This is a genomic window from Candidatus Nitrohelix vancouverensis, from assembly GCA_015698305.1.
In the GTDB taxonomy this organism is placed as follows: Bacteria; Nitrospinota; Nitrospinia; order Nitrospinales; family VA-1; genus Nitrohelix; species Nitrohelix vancouverensis.
Genome location: CP048620.1, coordinates 296,265 through 313,784 on the forward strand (window position 1 = coordinate 296,265; position 17,520 = coordinate 313,784).

Below are 17,520 nucleotides of genomic sequence, written 5' to 3' on the forward strand. Positions count from 1 at the left end.
CCACATTTTCATCTTTGAGGCGTATATGACTTTGAACACAGCAAAAACAAATGGTTTTTTCGGACTTTTTAGCAATGGCGACCGAAATGGCCTGGAAAATCAGGCGAAAGTTGACGCGATATCAAAATCACAGGCGATGATCGAGTTTAATATGGATGGAACCGTCATCACTGCTAACGATAATTTCTGCAACGCCGTCGGCTACACGCTCGACGAACTGGTCGGCGCTCATCATAGAACCTTCTGCGAGAAAGATTACGCTCACAGCACGGAATACAGGCAGTTCTGGGAAAAGCTCAATCACGGGGAATTCGACTCAGGCATGTACAAGCGCATCGCCAAGGGATGCCGCGAGATCTATATTCGAGCCACCTACAATCCTATATTTGACGCTAACGGCAAACCTTACAAAGTCGTCAAATTCGCCACCGACATCACCGAACAGACTTTGAAGAACGCTGATTTTGCAGGTAAGGTCGATGCGATTTCAAAATCTCAGGCGATGATCGAGTTCAACATGGACGGAACCGTCATCACTGCCAACGATAATTTCTGTAACGCTGTCGGCTACGCGCTCGACGAACTGGTCGGCGTTCATCATAGAACCTTCTGCGAAAAAGATTACGCTCACAGCACGGAGTACAAGCAGTTCTGGGAAAAGCTCAATCGCGGCGAGTTCGATTCGGGCGAGTACAAACGCATCGCCAAAGGCGGTCGGGAAATCTACATTCAGGCCAGCTACAACCCGATATTCGATCCCAACGGCAAGCTCTACAAAGTCGTCAAATTCGCCACCGACATCACCGAACAGACTTTGAAGAACGCCGATTTTGCAGGCAAGGTCGATGCAATTTCAAAATCTCAGGCGATGATCGAGTTCAACATGGACGGAACCGTCATCACCGCCAACAATAATTTCTGCAACGCCATCGGCTACACGCTCGACGAGCTGACGGGAATTCACCACCGAACCTTCTGTGAAAATTCATACGCTCAAAGTACGGAGTACACACAGTTCTGGGAAAAACTCAATCGCGGCGAGTTCGATTCGGGCGAATACAAACGCATCGCCAAGGGCGGTCGGGAAATCTACATTCAGGCCACTTACAACCCGATTTTTGATCCTAATGGAAAACCTTACAAAGTCGTCAAATTCGCCACCGACATCACGGAGAAAATTCACAAGGTGAATCAAATTCTCGAAGCGGTGACCGCCATGAGCCAGGGCGACTTGACTCGTGAAATCGAAGTTTCAGGAAACGACGATCTCGGTCAGATAGGAAACGGTTTGCAACAATTGCTCGAAACTCTGCGAAAAAATATCACCGTCCTTTCCAGCAATTCCGGTTCGCTGTCCGCCGCTTCTCAACAATTGACAGCGACCAGCCAGCAGATGGCGAACAACGCCGAAAACACGGCGTCCCAATCCAACATCATGTCCGCCGCCGCTGAGCTTTCCGCAATGTCGATGTCCTTGCAGGAAATCGTCAACCTGTTCAAGTTGAATTGATGAAGGCGTTGAATGATTCTTTAAACAAAAAAACGGCTGGGGAATTCCCCAGCCGTTTTCTGTTTAAATACGAAATCCTATTAACCGTCGTTTTCTATTTTTTTCTTCTTAGCCTTTTTTGATTTTTTCTTTGTCATATCTTTCTTTTTTGACTTTTTCTTTTTGCTCTTTTTTGCTTTCGCCTTTTTCTTCTCCGCGCCATCGCCAGACTCTTGCGCAAAAAGAAGCGGTGCGGCGTTCACGCCGGCGAGATTTATGGCTGAAAAATCAGACTGGGGCTTCAAATCCTGATCCAATTCCAGTGTCTGCGCGCTCAATCCCCCTGGAGCGTTAACCGAAGCAGACGCAGAAACCGTATAGAACAAACAAAACATAACTGCTAATAGAGCTGTCAACAATCGATGAGTACGCTTCATACCAGACGCTCCAAGATAAGATGATTTTAAACGCTTAAGGCGCATTTTAAAGAGGGAGAATATCTTCAAGAAGCGACGGCGCTGTCAAACAATGTCCGCCCCTCCTCTCAGACATTCTCCCTTGAGATTTTGAACCGCGTAACAACGATTAGCTTACTTGTCTTCAGGCTCGTTATCTTCCGGGGTTGCCAGATCGTCGTCGACTTCATTTTTGGATTCTTCACTGGCGTCCTCAGAACGGGTCAACTCTTCAGGCGCTTCCTCCTGGGTCAAACTGACCAGACGCGCATCCTCTTCTTCGCCTTGAGTGTCTGCAGGGTCCGCAAAAGAAGTTCCAGCAACGAGAAGGGACAATACCATCACGAACAAACCAACTTGCAAATTTTTCATTATTTCCTCGAAAAAAAATAGTTAAAAGTATTAGGTGATTTGACATGAACAAGCTCCGTCCCAGGCGACCTCGCGGGCGGATTCCCGATCCCTCCTTCCAAAATAATTAGTATTCTCTTGAGTCCCACAAGCTTTTTGGCTCGCAAGCGCTTATGTAAAACGTGAGGGGTGACCTGAACCGCTCCAGGTCCCCGGAAGATCATCCGGTCCCCTCGTAACAACTCGTAATGACAAATTAAATGTAAAGCGTTTTAAAAATAAAAAAGGGAAGCAAAAAAACGGGGAACTACATAGGACCTGTGGAAAACAAACACTGCTCGATCTTGTCTAAAATCGAAGGCGACAGCTGGCTTCCATTCAGAAGAGAGTTGGATAAGGAACTGGCAGAGCCAGCGACACACACAAAGACCGAAAACAAAATAACCCGGTTCACGACGCGTAATCCTTATCCAAAGAAAAAGGCGATTAATAGGGCTTTCAATAAACTCATTTAGCATGAATCTCGAAAAATATACAATAGAAATTACGATAATTTTTAAGGAAAATTACATATTTTTTTAAGCCGTCAGGATGGCCAATTTTCCAGAGTCAAACCTGAATTTTGCCGCCGCCTTTCTAGTCCGAATCCGCCTCGGTTTCCCCAGTGAACAAGCTCCCTTGTCAACGCATAAGCCTTTGAATACAATAGAATTCTAAAATTACACCTGATAAAACCAGTAAAATACATGACGCCTTCAGACCCGTAATCCTTAAAAAGCGCTATAGTGGGCAGGAGCGCTTCTACTCAGCAATCTGCCCTACACTCAATCCGCAGATAATCACACTGGAGCTTTCAACAAATGCATGGCGTGACCGATTCCATAGAATTTCAAATGAGCCTCCTGCTCTTCACCGCGCTGGGCGGCTACCAACTCGCATCTCGAATCGCACAACCCGCCGTGGTTGGCGTCATGCTGGCCGGTATCGTGATCGGCCCGAGCGTGTTGGGCTGGGTTGTCTATACAGATTTTGTTCAGAGCATCGCTCATCTCGGCGCCATTATCTTACTATTCGTCATTGGTTTGGAATTTGATCTCAAAACCATCGGCAACTGGCGCTACGCGATCATTGGACTCTTTGGGGTGCTCCTTCCCTGGGCGGGCGGTTATTTTCTAGCCGAGGCCTATGGCTTCGAATCACACAAGGCCATCATCATCGGCGTTGCGCTCACGGCCACCAGCATCGCGATCACCGCCGATGTGTTCAGGGAAATGGGAAAGCTCCATACGGAAGCGGCCCGCGCGATCATCGGCGCGGCGATCATCGACGACATCCTCGCTCTGCTGGCGCTGGCTGTTTCAAAACAAATCGTCGCCTCTGCCATTTCCATCGGAGCGATCAGCCTCATGGTTCTCAAAGCGATCGTGTTCCTCGCCGCGGGAATTTACCTCGGGCGAGTGTTCATTTCAAAATTTGTGTCGAGAATCAGCGCGTCCCGGCAATCGATTCAATCTCCTGAATTCTTATTCATCTTCACCATGATGATGGCGTTTTTATACGCCATGTGCGCCGAACTCATGGGGCTGTCTTCCATCGTCGGCGCGTTCATCGCAGGCGTTTCCTTTGAAGGCGTCACTCCGGAAATTCGCAAGCATTTAAAAACGGGAACGGAATATTTACGCATCATCTTTGGCGCCGTGTTTTTTATTTCCCTTGGAATCCTTGCAGACATCCAGGCTTTCACCTGGGACACCATCGGTTTTTTACTGGCTCTAACGCTGGTCGCCATGGCGACCAAACTGATAGGTTGCGGTCTGCCTGCAAAATTTTTAGGAATGAACAACCGGGATGCGCTCGCCGTAGGGCTGGGCATGGCTCCGCGCGGCGAAGTGGCGATGATCATCGCGCTACTGGCTTTGAACGATAAAATTATCGAACAGCCCGCCTATGTGTCTCTGGTGATGATGAGTCTGTTGACGACGCTCATGGTTCCCCTGATTCTGAGAAACTGGATATACCCCAAACAACAAAGCGGTGATGCCGCCTGACCTGCACGGTCGTTCAAAGGAACGCCGAAAGCAGAGTCGCAATACCGAGAAAAGAAAAGAAACCCGCCACGTCGGTCACCGTGGTCAGGATGATGGACGAGGCGGTCGCAGGGTCCTGCCCCAAACGCGTTAATATGATCGGGACTGAAGCGCCGGCAAAACCCGCCGCCACCATCGACAACACCATCGCCATAGATATCACCGCCGCCAGCCCCAACGAACGGCTCCAGTAATACACGCCGATTCCGGTGGTTGCGGCGACTGCGACGCCGTTCAGGAAACCGACTCGAACTTCCTTGTACAACACCTGCTTCCACTGACGCGAACTGATTTCGCGCAGGGCCAGACCGCGCATTGTCACCGCCAGCGCCTGCGCCCCGGCGTTGCCCGACTGGCCCGCCACGACCGGCAACAAAACCGCAAGGGCTGTGAACTGTGAAATCAGCCCTTCAAACAATCCAACGACGGACGCGGCTAAAAACGCGGTGAGAAGATTGATCTGCAACCAGGGCAAGCGTTTTCGAACGGCGAACACGGGGCCTGAAAGCGCGCGCTCGTCCTTGCTCACGCCGAACATTGTCTGGATGTCCACCGTCGCCTCTTCTTCCACAGCCTTCACCATCGCATCGTGTCGAATCACGCCCATCAATTGGCGGTCGATATTCAACACCGGCAGACCGCTGAGTTTGTACTCTTCGAGCTTCGCCACCACTTCTTCGCGCGGGTCCATCGGCGTCGCCACTGCTTTAAGCGGACGGCTGATCATGAGAATCTCAGAGCGCGCATCGGACAAAATCAAATCCTGCATCTCGACCTGGGAGACCAGCCGGTTGTTGGCGTCGATCACATACAAAATGCGCGTGGGCTTCGACTTGAGTTGACGGATACGCCGCAAGCATTGCTGAACGGTCATCGTCTCACGAAAACTGGGCACGCGCGTGTCCATAAAGCGTCCCGCCGAATCTTCGGGATAGTCCATCAACCTGCGTAATTCTTGCTGAAGAGAAGCGTCGGCGAGCGACATGCAATGCTCTTTTTCCGTATAATCCAGTTGACCCATCATTGTGACGATGCTTGCCAAATTAGCGCTCGCCAACACCGCGCGCGCCATCGGTTCTGGAAGGAGTACGATTATTTCAGCAGAAAAATCAGGCGTCATCCGCTCGATCAACGAAGCCGCCACCGCAGGGGGTTGCGACTTTAACAAAACAGTCGCATCCTCGGGAGTCATGTCTTCCAGACGACGCAGGGCCTCTTCCGGGTAGCGCTGAAAATAGCGCTGGTTCAAGGCTTGAATAACGGCGGTGGTGTCCGGCATTATCGTTCCTCCTGTGCCGCGTCGATTCTGGATGCGTCTTTCTCCGTGCGCGGTTGATTGGACAACCAGTCCACAACCTGGATCATCCCCTCTAAAAATCCTTTGAAAATATCGCCAAACAAGGGCAATACCTTCACCGAATTCGCGCCCGACCCGTTAATCGACAGCGCCTTGTCGAGATTTCTCCAGGTGAGCGCGCCGACAAATTGCTGATTGTGGTTGACCACAGGCAAGGCGTCGAAACGCTCCCAGTCGTCCAGATCGCGAACCGATTGCAAATCCGCCCGATCCTGAATGCAATTAAACTCTGTGGTCATCAACTTGCCTACAGGAAGGTTGTTTCTGGCCAAAGCCAACTGCGAAAGACCGATCATACCCGTCACCCCGCCCTGCGCGCCGATAACAAACAGTCCGTTTTCAAGGTCGCGCTCTTGTTGACGCAACCATCTCCGAGTATCGCCCACGCTCAAGGTTTCGCCAATTTCAATCGGGAAGGCATCCATCCAGGCGCCCACCGTGTCCGCTGGATATTGCGTCTGCTTACGGAAAGTATTTTTCCGGTTCGCTGGAAGCTCTGCCAACAGTCGATCGCGAGTCGAGCCTGCGATCAAACGCAAGGCCGCCGCCGCATCATCCGCGTTCATTTTCACTATGATCGCCGCCGCTGTGGAAGCGCGCATCGCCGCAAACAGGCGCGCCGCGCGATCAAAGGGCATGGGTTCAATCAAACCGGCGGCTAAGGCTGGAGGAATGGTTTGAAAAAATACCGCGCAGGTGTCTGGCGGCATGGATTCCAGAACAAGAGAAGCGTCGTGTGGATGATTTTTCAAAAAATCCAGTGTCAGTTCTGTAACTTCACTCATTTCCGACATCCTTTATATAAAGCAGGGTCGGTTGCGATTGAAACAATCGGGCGGGCACGGTTACGCGTCCTTCTTCAGTGGAAAGCACGACAGAGGTCGGCGTCCATTCAAGCACTGTTCCCTCGGTATCGCCGATACGGATTCTTTGTCCCAGAGGATAACGTTTCTGCTGTTCGTGTGAACCGATGAGATTACTTACCAAATCCCGCGCGCCCAAGGCCACCGCCGCAACAAAGCCGCCCAGAATCGTTCCCATCAACACCGAAACGATGACCACCAGAAAGGTGATGTCCATCGACATTTGATCCAGACCGATCACCACCGCCGTGATGAGCACCGCGCCCTGCGCAAAAGCGGCAAAGAGACGCGAATTCTGAATCTGCGAAGAATCGAGCGCCGACGCGACCAGGTCGCGAGCCAGCGTGCTGACCAATATACCCACGAGGATGACCAGGCCGCCTGCGAACAAGGTCGGCACATAAGCGGCCAGGCGATTGAGCCAGATGGAGAAAGCTGTCATACCCAGCATCTGGGTCGCCAGACTGGCAAAGAACAGAATGGTCAGCCAAAAAACAATTTTGCTGAATAAATTAATGAAGGTTGGGGACAAGCGAAACCGGGCCAGTATTCCACCGCGAAAAATCCGCGCCAGCAGAACATTAACCCCCATCGTGAAACTGAGGCAAAAACTCTTGAGCAAGCGTGCGACTAGAACGCCCGCCAAAACGATCAACAACGAACCCAATAGATCGGGAGCAAAGTTCAAGAACAAGTCAAGCCACTGACTTGCCTGCACCTTCAATTGGTCGATCCAGGGGGACAAGGCGTCCATTGGGGAAACTCCTTCTTAGTGTTACATGTCAGTCGCGCGAAACAAACGGAGGGAATCTGGGTTTGCGCTTCGCATTCAGGCCCCTCAGCGAGAGGTTCCTGAAATGGAGGCGCCAGACATATTCAATCGGAGACTTCTTCAATCCGCACCTCGACTCTCAATTTCTCGTTACCGCCTCCCTTGAAAATGGTTCCGCTGACCGGCGTGGCGTCCAGATAATTTCTCCCGCTCGCAACGCGGATATGATCCTGCTGAACCATACACCCGTTTGTCGGATCGAAACCGCGCCATCCTAGAAAAGGAAGATAGATTTCGGCCCATGCGTGAGACGCGTCGGACTGCAATTTATTCTCATAGGCCCCGCCTGTGTAGATATAACCGACGCGATAACGGGCTGGAATATTCAACAACCGGCAGAGACAAATGAACAGATTGGCGAAATCCTGACATACGCCCTGACGTGTTGAAAACACGTCAAACGCCGTGGTCTCAAGAACCGTACTGCCTTGAACGTAAGAAAAATCCTGAAATATCTTTTTGTTGATATCCACCAAGCTGTCTACCAAATGGCCGTCGTTTCGTTGAACAAAACTCATGGCATAATCGGTCAACTGCCGCAATTGCGTTTCCGGTAACTCCGGCGGCAACAGATAGGGAAGCATCATCTGACGTTGCCAGGGCATCCATACAAGAGGAATCTGGGAACGACGCATGGTGGGGCGGTGGTCGTCCGGCGGGCAGGCATAGACCTTGACCCGACTCTTCATTTTAATCTGCAATTGCTTGTAGGGATTTGTGATGTCGTAATAGATGGATTGGTTATTGAACACATCCTCAAACTGCAGTAGCTCGCCGTCAACCGAAAGCCCCAGCGTCGCCTGCACCACTTCCTGAATTGAATCTTCCACAGGTTGCAAGCGGAATGTGTGCGAACTGTGCTCAACCGGCGTTGAATACTTGTAATCGGTGAGATGAGAAATATCATAATACCGGTAATTCAGCGGCGCGCCGTCCATATCATGCGTGACGGACTTGATATTGATCGTGTTCAAAAAATGCGACATTTCGGAAAGGTCATCTGCAGTCATCATTCCCGCTCCTGCCTGCGATTGCTCCTGTTGCTGGGAAACGAAACGTTCCGGCGCTTTCTCCTCCTCCTGCGCATTCGCAGAGACAGGCTCTTCAACGACGGCAGATGGCGAGGCAACATAGGGGAGCGCACCTTCAGGGAGACTGTCCCAGTAAATTGCGCCGCGACGAACGATTAACAAACGGCCCGGCTCCATGGCCTGAAATTCCGAATCCTCAAATTGAAACGACGTCACCATGAACACGGTGCGCAAGGAATCGCGCGGATCCTCCAAATTGAGAGACACCAGTTCGGATTCAAATAAAGGCAGTTTTTCCGAGGGCAAGGCCCGGTGATAAAACAAATCGCGTTTGGAATTTTTTCCGTGATAGATCGCCATGCTTCTACCGTCGCTGATAACGAAATCAGCCGATCCAAGCGCATCCAGACGCTCCAGCCATGCTAAAAGAATCGCTCCATTGATATCCGCCAGACCCTTCGACGAAGCCGCCATGAACTGGCCCAGCAAAAAACAGAAGGCCAACTCTGAATCGGTTTTCCCGACAGGCTCTAAAAGACCGGAAGGATCGCTGTACATTTCGCTCAGAGCTTCGTAATCCAGTTGGCCGTTGTGCAGAAATAACCAGTCGTAGCCGCCGAAACTTCGCCGGAACGGTTGCGTGTCGTGCTGGGTGTATTGTTTCCCCGCGCCCTTGATCTTGCACATGAAGTTCGTCGAGCGAAAGCGGGCGCCATCCTGAAGGGCATTCAATAAAGTCTGAGAATCCTTCGCCATAGCATCCTTCACAATCGACGCGCCATAATCGTCGTTTGGATACCAGCCAAAACCCCAGCCAGGAATCTTCATCGCTTTAGAATGATCTCCATCTTTCAAGGTAATGGAGGGCGACCCCATGCAATCAAAATTCAGAGCTAATATTTCACCGTACATCTTCCGCCTCGGATCGACTGTTAATATTTAAACCTTTTAATGACTAACATACTCTATAATACACGATACAATGCGATGTCATTAAAAATAGCAATCTAATTTGCCCACACACATACTATGACTGTAAGAGTTGCCCTGCACCACCTGACTAAATATACCTATGACCGTCCCATTCAGCTAGGCCCGCAAATCATTCGCCTCAGGCCCGCGCCGCACACGCGCGCGACGGTGCCGTCCTATTCGCTGAAAATCTTTCCGGAAAAGTATTTTATCAACTGGCACCAGGACCCGTTTGGCAATCACCTTGCGCGTCTTGTATTCCTTGAGAAAACGCAGGAATTCTCCATCCAGGTTGATTTGATTAGCGAAATCCATATTTTTAATCCCTTCGATTTTTTTCTCGAAGAAAGCGCGACCACCTTTCCGTTTCGCTACGAAGCCTGGCTGGCCGAGGAACTGATTCCCTACCTGGAGATCAAGGAAAAGGGAACGCTACTCCAGAAGTTCATGAAAACCTTGCCGACGGAAGAACAGAATACCATTGATTTTCTGGTCGCCGTCAACCAGGCCATAAGCCAATATCTGAAGTACGTCATCCGACTGGACCCCGGAGTTCAAACTTGCGAAGAAACCCTGCAACTGAAACAAGGCTCTTGCCGCGACATGGCCTGGCTCCTGTGCCAGATCATGCGTCATCTCGGTTTGGCGACGCGCTTTGCATCAGGCTATCTGATCCAACTCAAACCGGATCAAAAAGCCCTCGACGGTCCTTCAGGAGCCGCAGAAGATTTTACTGATCTGCATGCATGGACCGAGGTGTACCTCCCCGGAGCCGGCTGGATCGGGCTGGACCCGACTTCAGGACTGCTCACTGGAGAAGGTCATATCCCGCTGTGTTGCACGCCCAACCCTTCCAGCTCCGCCCCCATATCCGGCGCTCTGGAAGCTTGCGAATCCAAATTGCTCCACGAAATGACCGTTGAGCGCATCCACGAAGACCGCCGCGTTTCCAAACCCTTCACCGACGACGAATGGGGGGATATGGATCGGCTCGGCGAGCAGGTGGACGATGATATAAAACAACTCGGCTTCAAATTGACAATGGGAGGGGAACCGACCTTCGTCTCCATCGACGACCGGGAACATGAGGAGTGGAAAACCGCCGCCTTCGGACCGCGCAAACGAACCTTGGGCAATGAACTGTTACTGCGCTTGAAACGACGCTTTGCTCCCGGCGCCCTGTTACATTATGGCCAGGGCAAATGGTATCCCGGCGAACCCTTGCCGCGCTGGTCCCTCGGTTGTTACTGGAGAAAAGACGGCGAACCCATCTGGAAAAAAGAAGGTCTGCTGGCAGACATTGATAAAAGCCAGGCTCATACACTTGACACCGCGAAACGCTTTACAGAAGAGTTTGCCAAGGCTCTGGGCATACCCGCGCAATTTGCGATGCCCGCGCACGAAGACTCTCCTTATTATCTCTGGCAGGAACAGAAGCTCCCTCAGGAAGGAGAAATTCTTAAAGCCGATCTCTTCGAAACCATCGAACGCAAACGATTGCAGGCGTTGCTGGAAAAAAACCTCAACGATCCGGTCGGCTTCGTTCTGCCGCTTCATTATTCCACGACTGAGAATCGCTGGATCAGCAATGAATGGCGTTTTCGCACAAAACGTTTGATTTTGATACCCGGCGATTCGCCCGTGGGCCTGCGTCTTCCGCTCAACAGCCTGCCCTTTTACAGCGAAGCCAACCGGGAATTGCACAGCGAACCCAGCCACTTTCAGGAACAAACGCAATTGCCTTCGTGGAATGCGTTGAACCAGATCGTCAAACAGAATCTGCAAAGCGAACCCACAGGCCCCGGGCACCCGCTTCCAGGCTTGATTCGCACTGCGATCTGCGTGGAAGTGCGCAACGAAACCTTGCACGTCTTTTTGCCGCCGATCAAGTACCTCGATCAATTCCTCGATCTGATCGCTTCCATTGAAACCGTGGCGGACCGCTTGAAAACTCCGGTCGTACTTGAAGGTTATGAACCGCCCAGCGATACGCGCATCCAGAACTTCAAGGTCACGCCCGACCCCGGCGTTCTGGAAGTGAACGTTCAACCTGCGGAAAGCTGGAAGGAACTGGTTAAAATCAACGAAACGGTTTTTGAAGAAGCGCGGGAGAACCGACTCACCTCTGAAAAATTCCTGATCGACGGACGACGCGTCGGCACCGGCGGCGGCAACCATTTTGTCATGGGCGGGCCGACCCCTGGCGACAGCCCTTTCCTGTTGCGCCCGGATCTGTTGCGAAGCTTTCTATGCTTTTGGCAGAACCATCCTTCGTTATCGTATTTATTTTCTTCGATTTTTATTGGACCGACGAGTCAATCTCCGCGCATCGATGAAGCGCGTATGGAATCGCTCTACGCGCTGGAAGTCGCCTTCCAGAAAATTCCCAAGGAAGGTCCGATTCCTCACTGGCTTGTCGACCGCCTGTTCCGCAATATTCTCACAGACCTGACCGGGAACACGCATCGCACCGAGTTTTGTATTGATAAATTGTACAGCCCCGACGGCGAACGGGGACGACTGGGACTGGTCGAACTGCGCGGCTTTGAAATGACGCCGCACCCAAGGATGAATTTATTGCAAGCCCTGCTCCTGCGCACCTGCGTGGCGCATTTCTGCAAAAACCCTTACTGGGAACCGTTGACGCGCTGGGGCACGCGGCTTCACGACCGCTTCATGTTGCCGCATTTTATCTGGGAAGATTTTAAAAGCGTCATCCACGAGCTCAAATCTGGCGGCTATCCGATCCAAACCGACTGGTTTCTTCCTTCACTGGAGTTCCGTTTTCCGCAATACGGAACGCTTCAAGTAGGACAAGTCAATCTGGAATTACGCGCCGCACTGGAGCCCTGGATTGTTCTGGGCGAGGAAATGTATCAGGGATCGGTGAGTCGTTCGGTGGATTCTTCGGTCGAGCGCTTGCAGGTCAAAGTGAAAGGCCTCAAGGAATCCCGACAAATCCTGACTTGCAACGGGCGTCGTGTTCCCATGGCGCAGACGGATGAAAGCGGCGTCTTTGTAGGCGGCGTGCGTTTCAAGGCATGGGGGCCGCCTTCCAGTTTGCACCCAACCGTTCCAGTCCACACGCCTTTGATATTCGATATTCTCGACACCCGGCATGGACGCTCTCTTGGAGGTTGCACCTATCATGCAAGCCATCCCGGCGGGCGCAACTACGAAACCCTGCCGGTCAACGAAAACGAGGCGGAGGGTCGACTGTTATCGCGCTTTGAAGCCATGGGACATTACAAGGAATCCATGCCGACTCCGCCGATGGAAAACAATCCCGACTTCCCGAACACGCTGGATTTATGCAGAGATAACGACTGACGGCGCTAGCCTTGCCACTGGTTCTGGTAACCGTAATGCGTGGCGTCCGTCACTTTCTTGATGGCGAAGAAGTTTTCATGGATCGCTTCATCAAGGTGATTCAGGTCAGATTGCACCCCATCCAAAAATCCATGCAAACCGATGGACATGGCCTCGCTCACGTTTGAGTAGTTGAGCTTGCCTGCCAGTTTGCCGAACTGACGTTCCAGTTCATTATTGGAAGTGCGGGTGGGGCCGCCCATGATATTGAACAGGGACTGTTCCGCGTGGTTGACGCTATAAAGAATGGATCGCGGAAATTCACGGTCGAATACAAGAAAATCGACAATATTCTCCGGGCTGATGAGATTGAAACGCTTTCGGTACATTTCAAATGAGCTGGTTGATTTGAGCAAGGCCGACCATTGCACATTATCCATAGAAGACCCGACATAGTCGAGTTGTGGAAGAATGATGAAATACTTCACGTCCAGAATTCTCGACGTTTTATCAGCCCGCTCCAGATATCTGCCCAATTGCGCAAAATGCCAACCCTCGCCACGCGACATGGTGGTGTAGGCGATCCCCATAATGAGGTGGCTGGTCATTTTAATATCCGAATAAAATTTATGCGGGTTTTTGAACGCTTTAAAGCTGGTGCCCATACCCGCCACTTCAAGATACAGCCGATTGATCATTTCCCAGATTTCGGATGGGATCACTTCTCTGACGGAACGCGCATTCTCACGCGCGGCGGTCAAACAGGATTTGATCGAATGCGGGTAGGCGCTGTCGAAAGTATGAAAAAACATGACATTCTCCCGCGTCGGCGCACCCAGCTTCTCAGTAAAATAATCACCGTCGCCGGTGATGTCCACGAGCGGTTTCCACGCCGCCGGATCTTCCCTCAATGAGGGCAGGTCCAGAATCATATGCAACTGGGTTTCAATCAAACGAGCGATGTTCTCCGCCCGTTCCAAATAGCGGTTCATCCAGAATATAGAATTGGCAACTCGACTTAACATAATTTTAGCCTGTGTGATCTTAAATAGGGTCGTTCTCAAGAACCCAGGTGTCTTTGCTCCCCCCACCCTGAGAGGAATTCACAACCAGAGAACCTTTTTCCAGCGCAACGCGAGTCAACCCGCCCGGAAGGACGTAAATATCTTCTCCATATAATACATAAGGCCTCAGGTCGATATGCCGACCTTCGAAATGATCTTTGACAACGACCGGAACGCGGGACAACTGGATGACCGGCTGACCGATATAATTTCGCGGCTCCCTTCGTATATTCTCCACCATCTGAGCCTGCTGTTCTTTCGTGGAAAAAGGACCGATCAACATTCCGTAACCGCCGGAACCGTGCGTGGTCTTCACTACGAAATTCGCTATATTGTCGATCACATGCTGCCGTTGTTTTTCATCCTCGCACACAAAAGTCGGAACGTTGGGAATGATCGCGTCCTCCCCTGTGTAATACTTGATGATTTCCGGGACAAATGAATAAATAGCCTTATCATCTGCAATTCCGGCTCCGGGCGCATTGGCGAGCGCAACCTTTCCCGCGCGATACGACTTCATCAACCCAGGCACGCCTAGCAGGGAGTCTGGATTGAACACCGTAGGATCGAGAAATTCATCATCCACCCGCCGGTAAATAGCGTCGACGCGCTCGAAACCCTTGGTGGTTCGCATATAAACGAAATCATCCATCACCACCAGATCTTGTCCCTCGACCAGTTCCTCTCCCATTTGCTGTGCCAGAAAGGAATGCTCAAAATAGGCGGAATTGTGAATTCCCGGCGTCAGGATAACGATGTTAGGGCGCATGATCGATTCCGGAATCAAATGCCGCAGAGTGTCTGAAAGACGACTGGTGTAATCATCCACAGGACGAATCGGTAGAGAATCGAAAATAGCAGGAAGCGTCTGCTTCATAACGCGGCGGTTGCCTAACACATAGGACACGCCGGACGGGCAACGCAGATTGTCCTCCAATACATAAAACTGACCGTTCTCATCGCGGACCAGATCGATGCCGCTGATGTGACACCAAATGCCTTTCGGGGGATTCAAACCAAGGCATTCCTTGCGGTAGGCCGCAGAGGACAGAATCAACTCTCGGGAGATCACGCCGTCCTTGAGAATTTTCTGATCGTTATAAATATCCTGTATGAACAGATTGAGAGCATGGACGCGTTGCTTCACGCCTCGATCTATCAGGTCCCATTCCCTTGCCTGAATGATTCGCGGTATGACGTCGAAGGGAAATATTTTCTCCAATCCCTTCTGGTCTCCATACACGCCAAAGGTGATGCCCATCTGCATGAATGCAGATTCGGCGGCCTTTTGTCGATTCACCAATTCCCGTTTAGGAAAGGAATTGATTCGCTCAATCAACTGCCTGACTTCGGGTCTGGGTGTCCCAGACACATCGAAGAATTCATCGTAAAAATTACCGGGATTATAAGAATCGAAATTCATTGGTTTGCCAGAATTAAATCGTTGTAAACAACTCTACCTGTGAACCCGTATCTGTGGAAACGAGTTACCATAGAGTATAACCTATATTTCATACGAACTCACGCCTATCTAATTGATTTATGTACGTTTTACATTGAAAAAGTCAGAAGTAATAATGAATACTAAAAAAATCAAGCTTCCAGTCTGAAATCCCCTCACAACCAATACAGAGCCCCATCGAATCCAGCGCAAACCCTACCGCCAACCGTCTCATCTGAATGCTTTACAACGGGCTATCGAAAAACACATTTCCTTCCATGCAACAAGCTCCGTCTGTCACCCAGAATAAATCGTCGTATTTATAAAATCTCATTATAAATTCCAAAAATCCATAGAAATAATCTGACATCCGAATTAAATTTGACGCGAAAACACCTCAAATATCGCTCGTTATTAAAAAAGAAACAGCTTTCATTTTTTATGTACTTTTTTAGTGGAAATTATAAATTCTCGCCTTTAACCTAATTTAAAGAGAACAATTCACAGGACATAAAAATGATTCAAAATTCAGCCGGTAAATGGCTTTTAAAATTCATAAAATTAACATTAATAGTTACTCTTATATTCCCCTCTACCGCCTCGGCGGGAGAGGAAGCAGTCACTCGGGCGGAGTTTTTACATATGTTCGCCCAATCTCAGCCGAGCAACCCTTTATTGCCAAAAAACCACAAATCGCTTGGCGCAAAGGAACTATACGAACAAACCTCTCAGATTCTCTCCAAGCGGGGCGTTTCGGTCCTGAAAGATAAAGACCCTGAAGCGCCAATGACCGACCTGGAATTCGTCCGCCTTGCCTACGCATTGACCGGCGAATCGCGAGAAAAATCTTTATTCGAACAAAAAAAGTTTTTGAAGGACAAAGGCGTGATCGCGTCCGCAGACATTGGCTTGACCACCGGTCTCGACGGAAAAGCGAATCAATCCCATCAGGGAGATGAAAATGAGTATTCGGCAAAGCTGGCGGCTCCGGTTTTCCTGAACGATAAAATCAAGACGCACGACAAATCCAATATCGCCTTTACCTTTGACGACAAAAGCACCCTGGAGTTAGGTAAAGACGCCGTAGTGAAAATCTCGAAACATGTCTACAACCCCGACAAAGGCATCCGACAAACTGTTGTTAACGTTGCATCGGGTATGGTTCGTTTTATTGTCACAACGAATACTAATAAAGGTTCCAATTTTAAAGTTGTTACGCCAACCGCTACGGCAGGCGTCCTCGGAACGGAGTTTGTCGTTATTGTAAAACCCGACGGACAAACGCAGTTCCTGGGAATCGAGAGCAAGATTGAAACCGCTAACCTTCTGCCCGATGGAAGCGAAGGAAAAAAAGTGATTGTCGCCGCCGGACAAATGCGTACGCTCGACAAATCGGGTTTCGCTTCTGAGGTTTCAAAAGTCCCAACAGGAATGATTCAATCTCTCGTTGCCCAAACCACAACGAAAAACAAAATCACAGAAACCAAGAAAGTTTCTAGAACACAGGCCACAACCGTCGCCCAAAACCAGGCGCTCACCGAAGTAGCTTCGTTGAATCTTAATGAAACTGCTTCCAATACGACGGGCGGAGCGGTCGCAACCACAACTACGACCGTCTCCAACACAACAACGGCCGTTACGGACAAAGTGGAATCCACCGTCACCAATACCGTAGACAAAGTTGGCGAAACAACCGACAAACTCCTCAAAACGGCTGACAATCTGGTCGGCGGCGTTGGAGAAACCACTGACAAACTGCTCAAGACTGCCGACAAACTCCTCGGAAGCGTGGACGGCGTAACTGGCAAACTCACCGGCACGACCGACAAACTCCTCGGAAGCGTGGACGGCGTAACTGGCAAACTCACCGGCACAACCGACAAACTCCTCGGAAGCGTGGACGGCGTGACAGGAAAACTCACCGGCACAACCGACAAACTCCTCGGAAGCGCAGACGGCGTGACAGGAAAACTCACCGGCACGACCGACAAACTCCTCGGAAGCGCAGACGGCGTGACAGGAAAACTCACCGGCACGACCGACAAACTCCTCGGAAGCGTGAGCGGAGCGACTGGCAAGTTGGACCAGGTAACGGGTAAGGTCGGAAATGTCACTGCGGGTCTCACTGGCGGACTTGGCGCTGCAACCGGCAAAACCGGAAATGTCACTGCGGGTCTCACGGACAGCGCCGCTCTGCTTGGCGACACGGGAAATGTCACTGCGGGTCTCACAGACAGCGCCGCTCTGCTTGGCGACACGGGTAATATCA

Annotated in this window: 12 protein-coding genes; 4 read left to right on the forward strand and 8 right to left on the reverse strand. The window is 50.8% G+C overall.

The window, feature by feature from the left end; translation table 11 throughout:
• Positions 1-25 precede the first annotated feature (25 nt).
• Complete coding sequence (locus tag G3M78_01465) at positions 26-1,510, forward strand: PAS domain-containing protein (GenBank protein QPJ64139.1); 1,485 nt, start codon at positions 26-28, stop codon at positions 1,508-1,510.
• A gap of 80 nt (positions 1,511-1,590) precedes the next feature.
• Here the strand turns inward: G3M78_01465 and G3M78_01470 are convergent, their stop codons facing one another.
• Positions 1,591-1,995, reverse strand: a complete 405-nt coding sequence (locus G3M78_01470) for a hypothetical protein (protein ID QPJ64140.1) — start codon at positions 1,993-1,995, stop codon at positions 1,591-1,593.
• 84 nt (positions 1,996-2,079) lie between these two features.
• A complete protein-coding gene (locus tag G3M78_01475) occupies positions 2,080-2,316 on the reverse strand; it encodes a hypothetical protein (GenBank protein ID QPJ64141.1) in 237 nt (78 codons plus the stop codon).
• An 839-nt stretch (positions 2,317-3,155) separates the two neighbouring features.
• On the opposite strand from G3M78_01475, the gene G3M78_01480 reads away from it, so the two are divergent.
• A complete protein-coding gene (locus G3M78_01480) occupies positions 3,156-4,343 on the forward strand; it encodes a cation:proton antiporter (GenBank protein QPJ64142.1) in 1,188 nt (395 codons plus the stop codon).
• Positions 4,344-4,356: 13 nt separating this feature from the next.
• On the opposite strand, the gene G3M78_01485 is transcribed toward G3M78_01480, so the two are convergent.
• The 4 genes from G3M78_01485 to G3M78_01500 all read right to left on the reverse strand — a co-directional run bounded on the left by G3M78_01485 (position 4,357) and on the right by G3M78_01500 (position 9,377).
• Positions 4,357-5,661 carry a magnesium transporter gene (locus G3M78_01485; protein QPJ64143.1) on the reverse strand — a complete coding sequence of 435 codons (1,305 nt, stop codon included), beginning with the start codon at positions 5,659-5,661 and terminating at the stop codon, positions 4,357-4,359.
• Positions 5,661-6,524, reverse strand: coding sequence for a magnesium transporter (locus G3M78_01490; GenBank protein ID QPJ64144.1), 864 nt, complete (start codon positions 6,522-6,524; stop codon positions 5,661-5,663). The genes G3M78_01485 and G3M78_01490 overlap by 1 nt, the downstream gene beginning before the upstream one ends.
• Entirely contained in the window at positions 6,517-7,356 is an 840-nt protein-coding gene (locus G3M78_01495) for a mechanosensitive ion channel (protein ID QPJ64145.1), read from the reverse strand. Before G3M78_01495 ends, G3M78_01490 begins: the two co-directional genes overlap by 8 nt.
• Positions 7,357-7,478: 122 nt before the next feature.
• Positions 7,479-9,377, reverse strand: a complete 1,899-nt coding sequence (locus G3M78_01500) for a transglutaminase (GenBank protein QPJ64146.1) — start codon at positions 9,375-9,377, stop codon at positions 7,479-7,481.
• A 117-nt stretch (positions 9,378-9,494) separates the two neighbouring features.
• On the opposite strand from G3M78_01500, the gene G3M78_01505 reads away from it, so the two are divergent.
• A complete protein-coding gene (locus tag G3M78_01505) occupies positions 9,495-12,767 on the forward strand; it encodes a transglutaminase family protein (GenBank protein ID QPJ64147.1) in 3,273 nt (1,090 codons plus the stop codon).
• A 5-nt stretch (positions 12,768-12,772) separates the two neighbouring features.
• Here the strand turns inward: G3M78_01505 and G3M78_01510 are convergent, their stop codons facing one another.
• Together G3M78_01510 and G3M78_01515 are read right to left on the reverse strand one after the other, a co-directional pair.
• On the reverse strand, positions 12,773-13,771 hold the full coding sequence (locus G3M78_01510; protein QPJ64148.1) for an alpha-E domain-containing protein: 999 nt from the start codon (positions 13,769-13,771) through the stop codon (positions 12,773-12,775).
• 19 nt (positions 13,772-13,790) lie between these two features.
• The gene (locus tag G3M78_01515) at positions 13,791-15,233 is read right to left on the reverse strand and encodes a circularly permuted type 2 ATP-grasp protein (protein QPJ64149.1); all 1,443 of its coding nucleotides are present in this window, start codon (positions 15,231-15,233) and stop codon (positions 13,791-13,793) included.
• Positions 15,234-15,893: 660 nt separating this feature from the next.
• On the opposite strand from G3M78_01515, the gene G3M78_01520 reads away from it, so the two are divergent.
• The coding region (locus G3M78_01520) for a FecR domain-containing protein (GenBank protein QPJ64150.1) at positions 15,894-17,520 on the forward strand (1,627 nt) is incomplete at its 3' end.